Below are 18,466 nucleotides of genomic sequence, written 5' to 3' on the forward strand. Positions count from 1 at the left end.
GGTCGACCGTCGTAAGCCGGCCAGTGACGAGACTACAGCCCGGAGGACACCTGTGAGCGCGCCGCGTCGACTCGTCGACGGACTCGTGCGCCGGTTCGGCGCTCGCGTCGGCGGATCCGGCGACGGCGTCGTCGTCGCCGCGGTCATCGCGAGCACGTTCTTCATCGGGTTCGGCGGTGGCGTCATCTACCCGATCCTCCCGAACCTCGGGGAGGTCCTCGGGTTCTCGTCGTTCCTCGTCGGCCTCATCCTGAGCGCGAACCGGTTCTCGCGGCTGTTCGCGAACGCGCCGGCGGGCGCGCTCGTCGACCGCATCGGCACCCGGAAACCGTTCGTCGTCGGGATGGTCGTCCAGGGCGTCGCGACGCTGGGATACGTCGTCGCGATGCTCGCGCCGTTCCCCGAGGGCTGGTTCATGCTCGCTCGCATCCTCTGGGGCGTCGGGAGCGCGCTCGTGTTCGCGACCGCGTACACGATCGCCTCGGACGTCAGCGACGCCGGGTCCCGCGGCGCGAACATGGGCCTCATCCGCGGTGGCGTCCTGTTCGGGTTCCCGACGGGCGTCGTCGTCGGCGGCGTCGTCAGCGAACTCGCGAGCACCGTCACCGCGTTCGCCGTCGCGAGCGCGTTCGCGTTCCTCGCCAGCGTCGTCGCGTACGCGACCGTCCCCGAGACGCACGTCGACCCCGGCGAGTCGACGACCGCGAAGCCGTGGGACGTCGACACGAGCGTGCCCGCGCTCACCGTCGGCATCGTGAACTTCGCCGTCCTCTTCGTCTACATCGGTGCGCTGTTCGCGACGCTCGTCCTCTTCCTCGCCGAGAACACCATCACCGTCTTCGGGTTCGACGCGCAGGGGTCGTCGGGCATCTTCATGGGCGTCACGGTCGTCGCCGCCGGCCTGTCGATGTACGCCGGCGGGTACGTGAGCGACCGGCGCGCGTCACGCGTCCCCGTCCTCCTCGGGTTCCTCGCCGCGACGTCGCTCGGGTTCCTCGGGCTCGCCGCGGCCGACTCCGTCGGGACGCTCGCGCTCGCCTGCCTCTGCGTCGGCGTCGGCCAGGGCGGCACGAGCGGCCCGCTCATGGCGCTGCTCGCGGACCTCGTCCCCGAGGACCGCATGGGGCGCGCGGTCGGGACGAACAACGTCTTCGGTGACATCGGCGGCGGATTCGGGCCCATCGTCACGCTCCCGCTCGTCGACCGCCTCGGGTTCGCGCCCATCTACGTCGCCTGCGCGATACTCCCCGCCGCCGCCGCGGTCGTCCTCCTCGCCGGCGTCCACCGGGAGACCGGGCAGTTCGTCCCGATGGTCGGTTCTCACTCCGACGAATCCGTCGACTGATCGAACGGTCACCCAGCGAGGTCAGTAGTCGCCGGCCATCGCGGTGAACAATCGCTGCGAGAACTCCTCGCGGCTGACGCCGTCGCTCGGCCCGATACCGTTCATGTGGTCAAGCGAGAGCTGGCCGCCGCCCATGCGTGCGTGCCCGCCGGCCTCCGCCATCGGGATGCCCTCGACGGCGGCCTGGAGCGCCTCGCCCATGTGAACGCGGTCGTCGCGCGAGCGCCCGGAGACGTGCACGGTCCCGTCGTGGTTCCCGAACACGACGACGGCGGTGACGCCCTCGCGGTGCGTGAGCTCGTCCGCCGCCTGCGGGATGGCGTCCACGTTCGGGACGTCGTCGAGGTCGCAGACCGCGTACGACCCCTCGACCTCGTGATTCATGATGGCTTTCGCCTTCGTCTGCAGGACCTCCACGGGGACCTGCGGGTTCGCGATCCGGTCGAGCAAGTCCTCGTTGATCGCGGGGTAGAGGTACGCGCTCGCCTCGAACTCGTGCTCGCTACAGCCCTTCGTCAGGTGGTTCGTGTCCGACTGGATGCCGTACACGAGCCCGGTCGCGAGATGCGGGGAAATGGAGAGGCCGTCGTCCGCGCCGACGGTCGCGTCGAGCTCCTCGAAGTAATCGACGAACAGCGACGCGCACGCGCCGACGTCCGGCCGGACGTCCGTCACGCGGCCGGTGCCGTCGCCGGGGTGATGGTCGACGACCGCGAGCGGGTCGACGCCTTCGGCGCCCTGGAACCCGCGCGGTTCGTTGTGGTCGACGAGGACGACGTCGTCGTGGAGGTCGCCGCGGGTCTCGATACAGTCGAGCTCCAGGTCGAGGACGGTCCGGAACGCGCGGTTCTCCTGGTGTCGTATCGACCCCGGGTACTGGAGGACGGGGGTCGCGTCGGCGTTGCGAGCGATGGTCGCGGCAGCCATCGCCGACGCCATCGCGTCCGGGTCCGGGTTCGGGTGCATGAGGATGGAGACGTCGTCGACGCTCCCGAACGCACGCTTCAGTCGGCGTGCCGGATGCTGTCGTCGCTTCCACCACCAGGCGAGCGCGCCGAGCGCGCCGAGTGCGACGACGGCGACGGCGGCGAGCGCGGGCATCGAGAGCTCGTCACCGACGAACTGGAGAGGGACGTGCGCCGGCGACGCGTCGAACCGCAGTGCCATGACCGACCACATAGGGCCGGAGGCAAAGAAGGTTCCCCCATCGGGCGAATCGCCGCGTTATCGGTCGGTCGTGTCGGTGTACGCGTCGATAGCGGCGGTATAGCCCTCGCGGTACGTGGGGTACCGGAACTCGTAGCCGAGGTCGCGGAGCCGCGAGTTGTCGACGCGTTTCTCGGCGCGGATGCGGCGTTCGGCGGCGGCGGAGAGGTCGCCGTCGGCGAGGCGTTCGGTCGTCGTCTGCTTCTCGGGCGCGGGTTCGCCGCAGGCGTCGGCGAGGTGGTCGGCGAACGTCCACTTCGAGACGGGTTCGTCGTCGACGACGTGGACGACGTCGCCGCGAGCGCGGTCGGTCTCGAGGAGGAACCGGACGGCGCCGGCGGCGTCGTCGCGATGGATCATGTTCAGGTAGCCTTCGGTGACGGGGCCGTCGACGTACCGCTCCAGCCGGTACCGGTCGGGGCCGTAGAGCCCGGCGAAGCGCGCGACGGTGCCGTCGATGCCGTAGAGACGGTCGGCGGCGAGCGCGACGGCTTCGGCGCTCGCGAGCACCCGCGTCTTCGCGGTCGTCGGATCGATGGGCGTGGACTCGTCCACCCAGTCGCCGCCGTGGTCGCCGAACACGCCAGTGCTGGACGTGTAGACGAGGCGTCGCGGCGGGTCGTCCCGGGTCGCGTACTCGCCGAGCGCGGTCTGGAGGCCGTCGACGTACACCTCGCGGGCGACGTCGGCCCCACGCCCGCCCGAGGAGGCGGCGAACACTAGCGCGTCGGCGTCCGGGAGCGCCGCGACCGATTCGGCGTCCGTGACGTCCGCCTGCACGCCGTCGAAGCCCGCGCCCTCGATGGCGTCGAGCCCCGATTCGCTCCGGCGGACGCCGACGACGTCGTGCCCGCGGTCGACGAGCTGGCGGCCGAGTTCGATACCGACGTACCCACAGCCGAGGACGACCACTCGCATACGCGACGGTCGGGCGAGCACGAACTTGAACCCTCCCGTCTCGCGGCGGCGATGGCGACCGGCGGCCGGCGACCTCGCCGTGCGCGGTCAGCGCTGGCGGCTCGCGACCCCTGACCGCATCGGTCAGCGCTGGCGGCTGGCGATGACGTGCTGGATGTGGACGTACTCGTCGAACGACATGGGTGCGCGGCGCTCGATCTTCTGCTGGACCTCCTTCGCGTCCAGTTCGATGGCGAGGTCGCTCTCGACGGCGTCGACGTCCATGACGCCGGTGGTCATCCCGAGCAGGAGGTGATCGCACGCGATCTCGACGACGGTGTCGGGGTCGGCGACGCCGTCCTTCAGGGAGAGCACGGCCGCGGCGTCCGCGAGCGAGAGGCCCTCGGGGAGGTCGGCGTCGGCGAGCCGTTCGACGGCGTCGCGGTCGAGGCCGGTGGCGTCGACGACGGCGTCGACGCCGTGGCTCTCGACGACGGCGGCGAGGTCCTGGGCGTACTCGGCGCGGAGGTCGTCGACGGAGAGCCCGTCGACGTCGTGGCGCTGGTCGTGGAACATGGACGGTCGTTGCCGCCGCGGGTACAAATCTCCATCACACTCGCCGCGACGACAGCGAGTGGCGGTCGACGCGTTCGCGGTCTCGTTCCTCGCCGTTTCGTCGACGGCGTCGCTCGCGCCCGGTCTGGTGTCGGGGACTGGGTTCGGCCACCCGGGTGAGTCCTCGAACGCGACGAGGTTCCGGTCGCCGAGGCCGCCGCGACCGGGTGGGACGACGACGGCGACGGGGACGGTGGCGCGCGCGGTGACGCGGTCGGCGTACCCGAGGCGGTCGTCGACGCCGTCGCCGTCGACGTCCACGGCGACCGCCGCGCCGTCGCGGACGTACGTCGTCCCGCCGGCGCCACTGGCTGTGCCGTCGCGCGCTCGGACGGCGAACGTCGGGTACGTGGCGTTCGCGTCCACGACCCAGACGTTCGCGGTCGCGTACCAGTGTCCGGGGACGGGCGCGAGCGGGAGGCCGAGGAACGACGCGTTCGTCGAGTTCGTGGCGCCGCCGACGAACTCGCGCGTGGCGTTCTCGGCGACGCCGCCGGCGCGCGCGTCGAGGTACGACCGGAGTTCCGCGACGAGGTCGTCCGCGGGTCGGACGGTGCTGCTGGCGCGCGCTCGCCGGAGCGCCGCGGCGACGTGCGTTCGCGTCGCGTCCCGGAACTGCGCGTCGACGGTACTGACTCCTGCGGTGTCCGCGGCGCGCTCTGCGGTCGCGGCGACGATACGGGCGGTGGCGCTCTCGTTCACGATGGCGCGACCGCGAGCGGCGGTCGTCGAGTAGGTCGCGAACGCGTCCGCGACGGCGGCGCTCGCGACGTCTCGTTCGAGCGCGGTGCGTGCGGCGAGCGTCGACGCAACCCGCCCGCGGGTGGCGGCGACGGACGCGGCGACCGCGTCCCGCACGCGATTCTCGCGTCCGGTGAGCGCGTCCGTCCGGTCGGCTTCGGGGACGTCCCCGGCGCGCTCGAGCTGGCGGACGGCCGCGCGGAGCGTCGTCCCGCCGGCGCCGGGTGCGACCGCGTCGACGACGCGCGACGCGACGTCTCCCGAGGGCACGGTGAAGACGTTCACGTTCCGCGCGGCGAGCGGATGCACGCTGCTGGCGCGCGCGACCGACGGGACGCGCTCGGCGTCGACGCCGTCGACGACGAGGTACGACGGCGACCCCATGACGGCGACGTCGACGTCGCCGACGAGGTGGTTCGACGCCGCTGGCGGCGGGTCGTCGTCGGTATCCTGGATGGCGCGCTGGACGGCGGCGACGCCGCCGACGGCGCGGTCGGTCACGTCCGCGACCGTCCGGTCGACCGCACGGCGAGCACGGGAGAGGACGCGTTCGTCGGCGCGCACCCTCGCTTCGAGGCGCGCTTCGACGCGAGCGAGGTACGCGCGTTCGGCGGCGACGGTGGCGAGCGCCGCGACGGAGTCGTACTCGGCGCGCGCCGGTGCGAGCGCCGCTCGGCGGTCGCGGACGGCGTCGAGGAGGGCCGCTGTCGCCGGGTCGCCGGTGAGCGCGCTCTCGCGCTCGACGGCGACGGAGAGGTTCCGGACGTCCTCGCGGAGGGTGGCGACGGCATCATAGACGACCGCTCGGGTCCGGTTCGTCGTCCGGCCGCGTGCCGGAATCGTCCGCAGGCCGGGGTCGCCGACGGCAGCACGGCCGGCGATGCTGTCGACGCCGCCCTGGACGGCGAGCGCGCGGTCCGCGTCGCGCGCCACGTCCACGAGGTTCGGGTCGACGTCGGAGCGCTCGCGGAACGCCGACGGGACGGCGCCGGTGACCGCGTCGAGGTCGACGCGGTCGCTCGCGTTCGGCCGGTGACTGGCGTGCACGGCGACGCCCACGCGCACGCGACCCTGCGTGGTGTCGGTCGTCTCGGTTCTCTCGGTCCGCTCGGTCGTCTCGTTCCGTCGCGTCCACGTGGTCCGCGCCGTCCGCGTGACGGTCACCGACCGCGTCGCGGCGTGGACGCGCGTCTCGTCGGCTCGCGGCGCAGGGATGGGACCGGACCCGTCGGCGACGGCGACGTCCCGGCTCGTGGTCGTCGAGCCGGCGGTCCAGTTCGGGCCGGGCGACCGCGGGTCCGGCGTCGGCGCGCGCTCGACGGTTCGCGTGCGGACCGCCGGCCGGAGCGCGGCGTCGTAGCTCGCACCGACGACGGCGTCGAGTCCCGGCCCGTCCTCGCCGGCGAGGAACGCGGCGAACGCGTCGTCGGCGGTCGCACCCACCGACACCGAGAGCGCGCTCTCGGGGCCGGCGTCGGGTTCCGGTATCGCGGGGACGTCGGGCGAGGTGTACGCGAACGTCCCGCCGGGATGCGACCCGAGGACGGCGTCGAGGTAGCGTTCGGCGTTCGCGCCCGGGCGCTTCCACTGCTGGGTGAACTCGCGGACGCCGACGCGAGCGATGGCGCGCCGGTACGCGCGGACGCCGGCCGCGTCCGCCCTGCCGAACGTGCCGCGCTGGGTCGCGAGCGCCGCGCCGTTCGCGGCGAGCGCGACGTGCCGGGTCGCGAGGACGTTCCCGACCGGCCCGCCGGCGTACTGCGCGCCTCCGCGGAGCCACGCCAGCGCGTAGAGGCGCGCCGCGAACTGTCGACCGAACCCGTGGCCGGCGACCGCGCCACGCGAGAGGCGTTCGTCGTACGCCGCGACCTGGTCGTGGAGCGCGAGCGCGGGCGATGCGACCGTCACGGCGAACGACCGTTTTTCGCGGCGGACGACGCGGTCGTCGACGCGCACGGTCAGGGAGACGTTCCGGACGGCGACCGCGACGGTCGCGTTCCCCCGCCCGGACAGCGAGACGCGTCGCTTCGCGGCTCGGAGGTCGTCGGGGTCGTCGACGTCGGGGAGCGAGAGCGTGGCGGTCGCGTCGCCGACGCGGACGGTCGTCGCGGCGAGCGCACGCTCGACGCGAACGTATCCGCGGACGCTCAGCGCGTCACGGTACGGGCGACTGTCGTTCAGGACGCGCCCGTAAGGGGTGTCCGCCGGCGAGACGACGGGGTTCGCGGCGCCACGTGCGAGCGCCGTCGAGACCGCCGTCCTGAGCGCGGTGCGCGCGCCGGCGGTCGCTCGCTCCACCGCGACCGCGGCGTCGGGCCGCGCGGGCTCGGGCGTCGGCCGGGAGACGGTGGCGGCGACGCCCGCGGCGGCGACGAGCAGGAGCGCGCCGACGAGCGCGAACGGGACGCGACCGCGGTCGTCGTCGGCGAGCCTCACGGCGACCACGTCCTGACGGTGAGAACGACGACGCGCGGCCTGGCAGCGGCCGCGGCCTCCTCGGGGGTCTCGTACTCCGAGCGCACTGCGGCGACGTACCGGTCGGCGAGCGATCGCGAGAGGAGCGCGTTCGCGCGCTGGACGCGACCGCCGGCGAGCGCGCCCGTCGGCTCCACGTCCAGCGCTCCTCCGAGCGTCCGGTACCGCGAGACGACCGCGGACCGCGTCGCGGGGTCGCGGAGCGCCCAGCGCGTCCGCGACGGCGCCAGCACCGTGGGGACCGTCGCGTCCGCCACGGTGCGCGCAACCCCCTGAACGCCGTCCTCGGCCGCCGCACCTCGAACCTCGCCCGGGTTCGGACCGCTTCCGACGGGCACCCGGATGCGAGCGACCGAGACGTCCACGTCCCGCGGCACCGCCGGCCCAACCGTCGCCTCCCCCGACGCTTCGCTCCCAGGGAGTGGCGCGTACGACGCCGTGACGTTCACCACCGCGTCGAGACCCGCGAACGTGGTCCGCGTTCGGTTCGCGACACCTGCCCGGAACCGGTTCCCGGCGTCCGGCGAGCCGCTGGTGTCGACCGAGCCGCTCCCGGGAACACCGAAGTCCGCGACCGCTGCACGAGCGAGTAGCGCCGCGAGCGTCCCGTGGGTGCGTCGGTCGCCGGGAGCGTCGACCGTGGTGGTCGTCGTGGACAGCAGCGTCGTCGCGCGGTCAGCGGTCCGCGCGTCGTGAGCCTCTGGCGGCGGGGAGGCGGCCGCGAGAACGCCGACGGCGGCGGAGACGAGGAGGAGACAGCAGACGACGTCGAGCGTCGTGCTCGACGCACGGTCGCTCCGAGCGCGAGGGCGGTCGCCGCTGGATTCGCTGTCAGTCGAACTCATCGCCACACCACGACGCGGAGGCGGCCGGTGACGACGACGCCGGGGGCGACGCGAACGGCGACGGGTCGCGTTGCACTCGCAGCGTCGGGCGGGCTCGCCGGGCCGACGCGCCAGCGGTCGTCGTCGGTCGCGAGCACGAACGCGGCGTCGTAGCCGTCGGGCGCGGTCGAACGGGCGTCCGCGAGGTCGCCGGGGCGGACGACGCCGTCGGTCGCGAGCGCGTCCACGGCCCGCTGGAGCGTCGGCTCCGCGACGCGCGGGTCCGCGGGCTCGGGGAACGCACCGTAGAGCGAGCTCGCGTACAGCGCGAGCGCCGCGCCGACGACCATCGTCGCCGCGAGCGCCGGCAGCGGGCCGGTTTGCCCGCGTCCGTCCCGAGATGAACGAGTGCGGTCGGCCACCTCAGGCGAGGACGAGCGTGACACGAACCTCACCCCAGTTGACGCGGCGGACGCGGACCGAATCGCTCGCGGTCCGCCAGTCGGCGTCGCGTGCGTCACGCCGGGCGGTCTCGGCCGCGGCAGCGAGCGCTCGCGGCGACTCGAACCTCTCGCCGGGTGGGGCGCCGCGGGCGACCGCCGCGAGCGCGGACCCGGGCGGCGCGGGCGTCACCGGCGCGAACGCGAACGTGGCGTGGGACGAACCCGCCGACGACCGCAGCGAGAGCGAGCGAGCCGTCACCCGGACCGCGTTCGCCGAGACCGGGTGCGTGGCCGTTCCCTCGTACTCGCTCGCGGCGAGAGCATCCACGGTGTTCGCGGCCGCGGACGCGTCCGGCGGCGGTCGCGTCGGGAGGTCGGCTGCGACGCCGACGACGACGAGGCTCGCGGCCGCGAGCCCGAGGAACCAGTACGTCGCTCCGGGAGCTACGTCGAGCATGCCGACCGTCGCCGCCCAATCCGTCTTCAACCCTCGGCGGCCTCGAGCACCAGCACCTCGAAAGCGCCGGTCGCGCGCTCAGACGAGCGCGCCGGTGGCGACGACGCCGACGGTGAACGCGCTCGCGGCGGTCGGGAGTGCGGTCGCGAGTTCGCGGCCGACGGCGACGCGGTCCGGGCCCGCTTCGAGGACGACGGCGAGCGCGGCGAGGATGCCGGCGAGCGCGAGGACGTACGCGCCGACGGCGACCCCGAGTGCGCCCGGGTCGACGCCGGTGCCCGGTGCGTCGCCGAGGACGGCGTCGGGCGACGCCAGGCCGTCGGCGAGCGCGACGGTCGCCCCGCCGACGAGCGGCCCGAACAGGCGGCCCGTGGAGCGGAGCGTGCTCGTGACCGCCGCGAGGTCGTCGCGGCACGCACGCTCGACGTCCGCGAGGTCCTCCAGGTGGTCCGCGACCGCGACGACGGCCTGGCCGGCGGGCGCGCCCTGCGCGGCGGCGAGCGAGAGCAGGTCGACGACGGCGCGAGCGCGCTGACTCGGCACGTCGGCGAGCGCGCCGTGCTCGCCGAGGAACGCCTCGCGCGGGCCGACGCCGAGGCGCTCCCGGACGCCGATAGCGGTCTCGAACACCGCGCCGGTCTCGTCGCCGACGTCCGCGCCGGCGGCGAGCGCGTCCTCGACCGCGTCGCCGTTCGCGACCCGGCGGCCGACCGCGTACGCCGCGTCAACGAGCCCGTCCTCCACGGCGAGGGCACGCTCGCGGACGGACGCCGCGGCCGCCGTGAGCCGCCCGGCAGCGACCCCGCAGCCGACGCCGGCACCGAGGACGCCGGCGAGCCACGGCGGGACGAGCGCGGCGACCCCCGCAAGTGCGGGGACGCCGAATCCGCTCGTCGACGCGAGCGCGAACGCGCCACCGCCGACTGCGGTGCCGGCGAGGGCGCCGACGGCGAGCGCGGGCCAGCGTCGCGCCGGGACGGCGGGATGGTCGCGGTCGACGCGCGGCGGCGGGAACGCGACCGGGCGGTTCGCGAGCACCCACGCCGTCGCCGCGAGGAGCACGAGCGGCAGGAGCACGTCGTACACCACGACGACCACGGGGAGCGACGCCGGAAGGCCTGCGGCACCGGCGGCGGGGAGGACGGCGACGAGCGCGAGCGGGAGGAGGACGCCGAACGCGTACAGCGCGTTCACGGGCCCGGAGAGCGCGGTCGTGTAGGCTCGAAGGCGGTCGCGCGTCCCGTCGAGGACCGCCTGGAACGCGCGGTCGACGCGTCGCCCGCGGTCGCCCGCCGGGGCGTCCGGCGCGCTCGCGAGCAGATGGCAGGCCCTGCGGAGACCAGGTGCGTCGTCGGCGTGCGCATCAGCGAACGCGAGCAGCGCGTCGTCGAGCCGGTCGGTGCGCCGGCAGCGCGCGGCGAGCGCCGCGGCGAGCGCATCGTCGCTTGCGTCGACGGCGAACGCGACCGCGGGTTCGAGCGCCGGCTCGACGTGCAGTCGGAGCGCGAGTCGCGCGACCAGGTCCGGTGCGCGACCGAGCGCGCGCCGCCGATGGAGCGCCGCGAGCACGACGGGGAGTTCGTGGACGCCGTGTGCGACCGCGACCGCCGCCGCGAGCGCCACCGGCACGACCACGAACGGTGGAAGCCGAACGAACGACCCCGCGAGGACGACCCCCACGCCGACGACCGCCGCCGCACCGTAGCCCGCGCGCACAACCGTCTCGCCAGCGGTCGGCACGTCGAGCGTCGCGAGCGCGCCGCGGAGGTCGGCGCTCGCCTCGACGGCAAGCGGCGCGAGCGCTGCGAGCGCGTCGAGTGCTCGCGGAAGCAGTCCCGAACCGGGGTTGGCGGTCACGGCGACCGCCTCGTCGTCGTCCACGCGCTCGGACCGTGCGCGCCGCTCCGGGCGCGTCGCGCGAGCACGGCCTCGCGGTCCGCGAGTGCCTCCCTGACGTCCTCGTAGGACTCCGTCGCAGCGGCGAGCGACGCCACGAGCTCGCTCTCCCCGGCCTCGATGCGTCCCGTCGGTGCGAGGTCGCCATCGTCGTCGAGCGCGAACAGCGGTTCGAACGACGCCGACGCGCCGTCGCCGACGACCTCCTCGATGCGAGCGACGCGACGCTCGGCGCGACCATCCACCGCGACGCGCCGGCACGTCACCACGCAGTCCGTCACTGCGAACGACGACGCGGACACGCCGAGGTCCTCGACGACGCGCTCGCGTATCTCGCGCGCCCCGTCCCCGTGGATGGTTCCGAGCACCGCGTCGCTGCTCGCGCCGACGCGCATCGCCTCGTAGAGCACGCGCGCCTCCTCGCCGCGGACCTCGCCGACGACGAGCGCGCCCTCCCCGAGTCTGAGCGCGGTCCGGAGCGCCGCCGCCGCGTCCAGGCCGTCGCCGCGCTCGCTCGTCCGCAACGACTGCACGTCCCTGTCGTCCGCACGGAGCGCGTCGACGGGGAGTTCGGGCGTGTCCTCGACGAACACCGACCGGGTCGTCGGCGCGAACTCGAAGCAGAGCGCCCCCAGGAGCGTCGTCTTCCCGGCACCGCGAGCGCCCGCGACGAGCGACGCAGCAGCGCGACGGGCGGCGAGCGAGAGCAGCGCCGCCGCGTCACTCGGGACGGTTCCGTTCGCGACGAGCTCCGGGAGCGTGAACGCGTCGGCGTCCCCACGCCGGAACGCGAACCCGACGCCCTCCGCGACCGGTTCGCGGACGCCAGCCACGCGGACCGGCGTCCCGCCGATACTGGTCGCCGCGTCCACCGTCGGCGACGCCCGCGAGAACGCCCGGCCGCTCTCCGCGCGGACGCCCGACGCGAACGCGCTCGCGCCGTCGACGGTCACCCGCGCGTTCGTCGGCACCGAGTCCGCGTCCCGGAGGCCGACGTGCAGGGCCGGCCCCTCGTCCGCGCTCGGTGCGTACACGTCCGTCACCGCCGGGTCCGCGAACGCGTCCTCGAGGACGCCGTGCCCGGTCGTCTGCCGGCGGAGCGCGTCCACGACGACGTCGTCGGGGTCGCCGTCGACGACCGCCGCCGCCGCCCGTCGCGGTGCGCGCTCGCTCGCGCCGACGTCACCAGCGGCGAGGCGCTCGTACGCTCGACGGAACGTCTCCCGGCCCGACCGGTCGAGCGTCGCCCACGGCGGCCGGACGTGGTAGTGCGGGCGACCGCGGTCGTCGCGGTACCGGGTCGCGGTCGCGCCCGTCGAGAGCGACCGCTGCTCGACGACCGACCACGCCTCGGGCGCGTCGAGTCTGACGCGAGCCGGTGCGACCGTCGGGCCCTCGCGGACCACCATCGCGTCGTACGCCCCGAGGCCGTCCGTGGCACCGAGGCCCTCCGCGGCGACGAGGAGGCCGGACTCCGCCGCCCACGCCGAGACGGGCGGGGAGCGAGCGCGCGCCTGCCGTGCTGCCGCGAGCGGGTCGCGGCGCGCGGTCGACGCGAGCGGGTCGTCACGACCGGCGACGCGCGCGGCGAACGCACCCGCCGCGGCGAACAGCGCGCACGCACCGTCGCCGTACCGCCGCTCGAACCCGCGCGCTCGGACGGCTATCGACTCGACCGCCCGGTCGCGGCACGCGTCGACGACCGTCGCACGACACCCCGGCGCGGTCGTCAGGTCACCGTCGGCGTCGCACTCGCTCGCGTCGACGCGCAACGCATCGCCCTCGACGGTCGTCGTACACCCGCAGTCGCCACCACGTTCGAACATGCCGACGCTGGCCGCGTCCCGTCGTTTAGACCCTCGCCTTCGGCCCGCCGACCATCGTCGACCGCTCCGTCGGCCGGCGCACCGAGCGCGGCGACGCGGACGCCACAGGCCGTGGCCGTCACGACGACACGGTACGACCCCGGCGAGTCGAACACGAGCACGTCGCCCGCGCCGTCGTCGCGGTCACTGGCACCGCGGTCAGCGCCGACCGCTCTGACCGCGACAGGGAGTCGTCGGCCACCGCGACGCCCCGACGCGAGCCGATAGCGGACCGCGTGCGTCGTCACGCGAACGGCGGCGACCCGCGCCGTCCCGACGGTCGCCGCGGGAACCGAAACCGCGACCACGCGACGCGACCCCCGCGGCGCGGCCGCCATCGCAGCGACCGCCCCCCGAACGCGGTCCGCGTCCGCTTCCACCGCCGAGACGGCAGCGTGCTCGCGAGCGACCCCCATCCCTGGCGCGGCCACCGCGAGGAGTGCGACCGCGAGCGCGACCGCGACGACCACGCGAACCGTCACAGCGCGTCCCGGAGCCGCGCCACCAACCCGGGCTGCTCGCGGTCGTCGTCCGCGTCCGGCTCGCCGTACGGCGCCCGCGGCGACGACGGCGGCCACGGCACGTCCCCACCCGACCCACCACCAGCATCCCCTGCATTCCCGTCCCGGACCCGGGACTCATCGCCATCGCCAGTCCGCTCGTCGCGTCGTCCGATGGACGCACCACGCTCACCGTCCCGCACAGGACGCCGATCACCCGACGCACCCGCACGCTGATCACCCGACGCACCCGTACGCCGATCCCCCGACGCACCCGTACGCCGATCCCCCGACGCACCCGCACGCGAACCCCGGCCGCCACGGCCCGCCCCACCAGTCGACCCGTCGACCGCGCGTTCCAGCGCCGCGACGCGCTCCCGGCAGTCCTCCGCCGTCGCCACCGCCGCATCGGCGCGCTCCTCCACGCGGTCGTTCACCGCCCGCACGCTCCCCGCGTACCCCCTGAGCGCCTGCACCGCCGCCTCCAGCTCAGCCACCCGGTCCGCGAGCGCCGCCACCTCCGCGTCCGACGGCGCCCCGTCACGGCCCCCACCGGACCCCGAACCGTTCGCTCCAGCGTCCTCACTCGACTCGTCAACGAGCGCATCGTCGACCGCCGCAAGCCGATCCGCGAAATCACCTGCCATACCCCCTCATCGCCGCGGCCTGCCGTATCAAGCCTCGGCCACCCAACCACGCGCTCACGCACCCCCTCGAACCCGCGTCTTGCTGTCGACTATGGGGAAGGTCTATGTGCCCACCACGGCAACGACCGAAGCATGAAAGTGGTCCTCATCGGCGTCGGGCAAGCGGGTGGAAAGCTCACCCAGCGCCTGGCCGAGTTCGACCAAGAGATGGGCTTCGGCGCCGTCAAAGGCGCACTCGCCGTCAACACCGCCGAAGCCGACCTCCGGAACCTCGACATCGAGACGCAACTCGTCGGCCAAGACCGCGTGAACGGTCACGGCGTCGGCGGCGACAACGAACTCGGCGCCGAAGTCATGCAAGCGGACGCCATCGAAGTGATGGACGCCCTCGACGGCAAGATAACCGCCGAAGCCGAAGCCATCTTCGTCGTCGCCGGCCTCGGCGGCGGCACCGGCAGCGGCGGCGCACCCGTGCTCGCCAAAGAACTCCAGCGCGTCTACAGCGTCCCCGTCTACGGCCTCGGCATCCTCCCCGGCCGCGGCGAAGGCGCCATGTACCAAGCGAACGCCGGCCGCTCACTGAAGACCCTGGTGCGAGAAGCCGACTCCACGCTCCTCGTCGACAACGACGCCTGGCACGACTCCGGCGAAAGCGTCGAAGAAGCGTTCGCCAGCATCAACCAGAACATCGCCCAACGCGTCGGCCTCCTCTTCGCGAGCGGCGAGAACATCGACGGCGTCGCCGAAAGCGTCGTCGACTCCTCGGAGATCATCAACACCCTCCGCGAAGGCGGCATCGCGTGCCTCGGGTACGCCAGCGCTCTCGGCGGCGACACCGCCGAAGACAACATCAACGCCGTCACCACCATCACCCGGAACGCCCTCCTCACCGGCACCAGCCTCCCCGACGCCACCACCGCCGACAGCGCCCTCCTCATCGTCGCCGGCAAACCCGACCTCATCCCACGCAAAGGCGTCGAGAAAGCGCGAAAATGGGTCGAGGACGAAACCGGCAGCCTCCAGGTCCGCGGCGGCGACTTCCCCCTCGAAAGCGACCGGCTCGCCGCCCTCGTCCTCCTCGGCGGCGTCGAACGCTCCCGCCGCGTCGACGAGTTCATGGAACGCGCCAAAGAAGCACGCGAACGCCAACAACAAGACGAAGTCGACCACGTCGAACAATTCCAGAACGACGAACTCGACGACCTCTTCTAAACCAACCACCTTTTTGCTGCGTCGGGTCGCCTTCGGCGACCACTCCTTGCAAAAACGTGGGCGAAAAACTTCCCGAGCGACTCGCTCGCTGCTCACGGCTACGCCGTTCGCTTCTCGCGGGACTCGCTTCGCTCGCCCCGCGTAGCGCTCGCTCGCGCTCGGTGGGTGCGCTGGCGACGACCGGAACCGCAACCCACCGCGACCGCACCGCCACCGCGACCGCACCGCCACCGCGACCGCGACCGCAATCACACCGAGTTACTCGTGTTCGCGTTCGACCTCGCGGTACGCGTCGGTCGTCGACGCGTCGTCGCGGTCGTCACGGCGCGTCCGTTCGACGGTCTCGCGTGCGTCCTCGAGCGTCTCGGTCTCGAGGAGCCGTTCGAGTTTCCGCTCGAATTGTTCCTCGGAGAGTTCGCCCCGCGCGTAGCGTTCGCGGAGCGTCTCCATCGCGTCGCGCTTCGACGTGCGACCGTCAGTGGCGTCCGTGTTCGTGGTCGACGTGGCCGACTCAGTCGCCGCTTCTTCGTGCTCTGCATGGTTCTCTTCGGTGAGCATCCCGACGAGCGGGACGACGACGCCGTACCCGATGATGAACGTCACCCACCAGTTCTCGACGCCGAGGAACAGCCCGGCGAACGCGACGCCGAGCACGAGGAGCGAGACCACGCCCGTGTACGAGGTCGACGGGGAGTCCGCAGGCATACTGACACGTTCGTGGAACCATCGAAAAAGCGTTTTCTCTCGCTTGGCCGACCGAGCGCGTCCCTCAGACGAGGCTCGCGCCGTCGAACTCGGTGCGGTCGTAGTCGATCTCCATGAGGTCGAGGATGGTCGGGGAGATGTCGTAGAGGTCCGTGTCCGTGATGTTCGCGTCCGGGTCGTCGACGAACAAGCTCGCGTTCTCGAAGCTATGCATGCCGTTCCGCGGGCCGGTGCCGAACACGTCCTCGTGGCCTTTGAATCCAGCCTTGAGGTCGAATCCGTGGTTCGGGATGACGACGAGGTCGGGCGCGATGTCCTCGTGGTCGCCGCGGAACGCCTCCTCCTTCTTCACGACGCGCTGCGCGACCTTCTTCCCGTCCGGCCCCTCGAGCGCCTCCAGGTCCGCCTTCAACTCGTCCCGAACCGACTCGTACTCGTCCTGCGGGACGCTTCCGCGCGGCTCCCGACCCTCGAGGTTCACGTAGAACCGACCCGGGATGAGCGAGTACGCGCGCGTGTCGTCCGCGATGTCACCGAGCTCCTCGTGGTCGTCGTCCTCGTAGGACAACCAGCCCTCCTCCTCGAGCCACGCGTTCAGGTGAACCTCGTAATCCTGGCTCGTGAACCCGTGGTCCGACGCGACGAGCATCGTCACGTCCTCCGGAAGCTGGTCGCGGAGCTTCCCGAGGTACTCGTCGACCTTACTGTAGAACTCGAGGAACAACTCCTTGTTCTCGGTGTCCTGCTCGTAGTCCTTGAACAGGAAGTGATTCACGCGGTCGGTCGTCATGAACACGCCGAACAGGAGGTCCCAGTCGTCCTGCTCGACGTAATGACTGAACGCCTCGTAGCGCGCATCCACCGTCGCGTGGGCGTTCTCCATGAACTCGGACTTGTCCTCTTTGTGCCCGAGTTTCGCGTTCGCGTCGATCTTGTAGTCGATGGATTCGAGGTACTCGCGGAGTTCGTCGGGGTACGCAGCCTTGTCGATACTCGGCGACAGGAACCCGCTGACCATCCGCTGGACGTCGCGCTGCGGCGGGAACGTCACCGGGACGTTCATCACGGTCGCGTCCCGGCCGTCGTCACTCACGCGGTCCCAGACGCGGTCCACCTGGACGTCGCGCCCCATCGGGACGTACGTGTCGTACGACCCGACCTCGCGGTCCTGGAACCCGTAAACGCCCGTCTCGCCGGGGTTCCGGCCGGTCGTGAGTGCCGGCCAGCACGCCGAGGATTCCGGCGGGACGATGGAGTCGATGGCGCCGGCGCTTCCCTCGGTCGCGAGCTCGTTCAGGTTCGGGAAGACGTCGGGGTTGTCACGGATGAGACTGTACGGTACCCCGTCGATTCCGAAGAAGGCGACGCGGGGTGCGTCGTCGCCGCGAAGCCGGTCGAAGAGACCCATACCCGCCAGTTACAGGGAGGGATACAAGAACTTTCTTTTAGCACGGGACATCGCCGCTGTCGGGGACGTGCATCGCGAACGTCCATCGCGTGTACGTCGCGCGTTCCTGTGGCGGTCAGTCGTCGCGACCGAAGTTCGTCGGGACGACGGTGGTGTGCGCGATACCGACACCGGGGCGCTCCGGGGTGGTCTCGCGGGCGTCGTCCAGGTTGGCGTCGTCCGAGTCGGCGTCCTCCTGGTCGGCGTCGTCCGGGTCGATGGTGGGGTGACGTGCGGTGGCCATGACGGTTCGAACTACGGCCCGACACCACATATTATTACCCATGCTCATAACGCATGGGTTCGGGCGGGACGCATAACCAGGACGAATCACGCGCGACGACGACGCACAGCACGCCGCGAAAGCACGTACCGCATCACGCCGCGAGAGAAAGGACCGCGAACCGCCCGACCGGACTGTCCTCAGAAGTTCTCTTCGTAGAGGTCCATCGCGTGCTCGATCGCGTCCTTCGCCGCCGCCTTGTCCTCCCAACCGAGCGTCTCGACTTCCTTGCCCTCCTCGAGGTTCTTGTACGTCGCGAAGAACTCGTCGATCTCGTCGAGTTGCTGCTGGGGGATGTCCTCGAGGTCCTCGATGTGGTCGTAGCGCGGGTCCTCGGTCGGGACCGCGATGACCTTGTCGTCCTGCTCGCCGTCGTCGTCCATCTTCATGAGCGCGACGGGGCGAGCCTCGATGATGCACCCGGGGAACGTCTGGTCCTCGACGAGCACGAGCACGTCGAAGGGGTCCTCGTCGTCGTAGTACGACTGCGGGATGAACCCGTAGTCGCTCGGGTAGTGCACGTTCGAGTGGAGCACGCGGTCGAGGACGACGCCGGGGACGTCCTTGTCGTACTCGTACTTGTTCCGTTCGCCCTTGAGGCACTCCACGACTGCGTAGATCTCCTCGGGCGGGTTCGGGCCCGTCTCGAGGTCTTCCCAGAGGTTCGTCATTGCAGGCCGTGACTGCGAGAGAGAACGAAATAGGCCCTTCGGTTCGCTGGCACGACGGCGCGTGGATTCCCGCTCGAGGCCGAACTCCCCGGAGTCAGACAGGTCAGCACGCGTGGACGAGCGTGCGTCGGTAACTGAGAAGGAGTCGAGAGGGCATGAATATGAAGGCCCAATCTGTCGGTCAGCAACCCGATGGCCATCGGCAATTACTGGGACTAACGCGCCGAGGAGGAGCCG

Annotated in this window: 16 protein-coding genes and 1 pseudogene; 2 read left to right on the forward strand and 15 right to left on the reverse strand. The window is 72.5% G+C overall.

The features are described 5' to 3' along the window. The first annotated feature begins 85 nt into the window (after positions 1–85). Positions 86–1,345, forward strand: a complete 1,260-nt coding sequence (locus VYJ16_RS02330) for an MFS transporter (RefSeq protein WP_379761992.1) — start codon at positions 86–88, stop codon at positions 1,343–1,345. 21 nt (positions 1,346–1,366) lie between these two features. Here VYJ16_RS02330 and VYJ16_RS02335 read toward each other — a convergent pair whose 3' ends face one another. From VYJ16_RS02335 to VYJ16_RS02380, 11 genes and pseudogenes are all read right to left on the reverse strand, one after another. Then, positions 1,367–2,512: a DHH family phosphoesterase gene (locus VYJ16_RS02335; RefSeq protein WP_379761781.1), complete on the reverse strand. Its 1,146-nt coding sequence runs from the start codon at positions 2,510–2,512 to the stop codon at positions 1,367–1,369. Positions 2,513–2,569: 57 nt separating this feature from the next. Next, positions 2,570–3,469 (reverse strand): NAD-dependent epimerase/dehydratase family protein, encoded by a 900-nt coding sequence (locus VYJ16_RS02340; RefSeq protein ID WP_336348711.1) that lies wholly within the window; start codon positions 3,467–3,469, stop codon positions 2,570–2,572. A 123-nt stretch (positions 3,470–3,592) separates the two neighbouring features. Beyond that, a complete protein-coding gene (locus VYJ16_RS22145) occupies positions 3,593–4,024 on the reverse strand; it encodes a DUF5791 family protein (protein ID WP_379761994.1) in 432 nt (143 codons plus the stop codon). A gap of 159 nt (positions 4,025–4,183) precedes the next feature. After that, positions 4,184–7,249 (reverse strand): annotated as a pseudogene (locus VYJ16_RS02345) (DUF7286 family protein); the annotation flags it as partial. Beyond that, on the reverse strand, positions 7,237–8,124 hold the full coding sequence (locus VYJ16_RS02350; RefSeq protein ID WP_336348713.1) for a DUF7284 family protein: 888 nt from the start codon (positions 8,122–8,124) through the stop codon (positions 7,237–7,239). The pseudogene VYJ16_RS02345 and the gene VYJ16_RS02350, both read right to left, overlap by 13 nt. Further along, positions 8,121–8,525 (reverse strand): DUF7285 family protein, encoded by a 405-nt coding sequence (locus tag VYJ16_RS02355; RefSeq protein WP_336348714.1) that lies wholly within the window; start codon positions 8,523–8,525, stop codon positions 8,121–8,123. The genes VYJ16_RS02350 and VYJ16_RS02355 overlap by 4 nt, the downstream gene beginning before the upstream one ends. Before the next feature lies 1 nt (position 8,526). Further along, on the reverse strand, positions 8,527–9,003 hold the full coding sequence (locus VYJ16_RS02360) for a DUF7283 family protein (protein WP_336348715.1): 477 nt from the start codon (positions 9,001–9,003) through the stop codon (positions 8,527–8,529). Between the two features lie 78 nt (positions 9,004–9,081). Next, positions 9,082–10,884 (reverse strand): type II secretion system protein, encoded by a 1,803-nt coding sequence (locus VYJ16_RS02365; protein WP_336348716.1) that lies wholly within the window; start codon positions 10,882–10,884, stop codon positions 9,082–9,084. After that, positions 10,857–12,725 carry an ATPase, T2SS/T4P/T4SS family gene (locus VYJ16_RS02370; RefSeq protein ID WP_336348717.1) on the reverse strand — a complete coding sequence of 623 codons (1,869 nt, stop codon included), beginning with the start codon at positions 12,723–12,725 and terminating at the stop codon, positions 10,857–10,859. Before VYJ16_RS02370 ends, VYJ16_RS02365 begins: the two co-directional genes overlap by 28 nt. Further along, the gene (locus VYJ16_RS02375; RefSeq protein WP_336348718.1) at positions 12,629–13,246 is read right to left on the reverse strand and encodes a DUF7311 family protein; all 618 of its coding nucleotides are present in this window, start codon (positions 13,244–13,246) and stop codon (positions 12,629–12,631) included. Before VYJ16_RS02375 ends, VYJ16_RS02370 begins: the two co-directional genes overlap by 97 nt. After that, on the reverse strand, positions 13,243–13,911 hold the full coding sequence (locus VYJ16_RS02380) for a DUF7310 family coiled-coil domain-containing protein (RefSeq protein WP_336348719.1): 669 nt from the start codon (positions 13,909–13,911) through the stop codon (positions 13,243–13,245). The genes VYJ16_RS02375 and VYJ16_RS02380 overlap by 4 nt, the downstream gene beginning before the upstream one ends. 132 nt (positions 13,912–14,043) lie before the next feature. Between VYJ16_RS02380 and VYJ16_RS02385 the strand changes: the two genes are divergently transcribed. Next, positions 14,044–15,123, forward strand: a complete 1,080-nt coding sequence (locus tag VYJ16_RS02385; RefSeq protein ID WP_336348720.1) for a tubulin/FtsZ family protein — start codon at positions 14,044–14,046, stop codon at positions 15,121–15,123. Between the two features lie 258 nt (positions 15,124–15,381). On the opposite strand, the gene VYJ16_RS02390 is transcribed toward VYJ16_RS02385, so the two are convergent. From VYJ16_RS02390 to VYJ16_RS02405, 4 genes are all read right to left on the reverse strand, one after another. Further along, a complete protein-coding gene (locus tag VYJ16_RS02390) occupies positions 15,382–15,828 on the reverse strand; it encodes an SHOCT domain-containing protein (protein ID WP_336348721.1) in 447 nt (148 codons plus the stop codon). Between the two features lie 64 nt (positions 15,829–15,892). After that, entirely contained in the window at positions 15,893–17,236 is a 1,344-nt protein-coding gene (locus tag VYJ16_RS02395) for an alkaline phosphatase family protein (protein WP_336348722.1), read from the reverse strand. Positions 17,237–17,351: 115 nt separating this feature from the next. Next, positions 17,352–17,519 (reverse strand): hypothetical protein, encoded by a 168-nt coding sequence (locus tag VYJ16_RS02400; protein WP_336348723.1) that lies wholly within the window; start codon positions 17,517–17,519, stop codon positions 17,352–17,354. A 179-nt stretch (positions 17,520–17,698) separates the two neighbouring features. After that, positions 17,699–18,229 carry an inorganic diphosphatase gene (locus tag VYJ16_RS02405; protein ID WP_227131913.1) on the reverse strand — a complete coding sequence of 177 codons (531 nt, stop codon included), beginning with the start codon at positions 18,227–18,229 and terminating at the stop codon, positions 17,699–17,701. Between the last annotated feature and the right edge of the window lie 237 nt (positions 18,230–18,466).

The organism is Halorubellus litoreus, assembly GCF_037081675.1.
Classification (GTDB): Archaea; Halobacteriota; Halobacteria; order Halobacteriales; family Natrialbaceae; genus Halorubellus; species Halorubellus litoreus.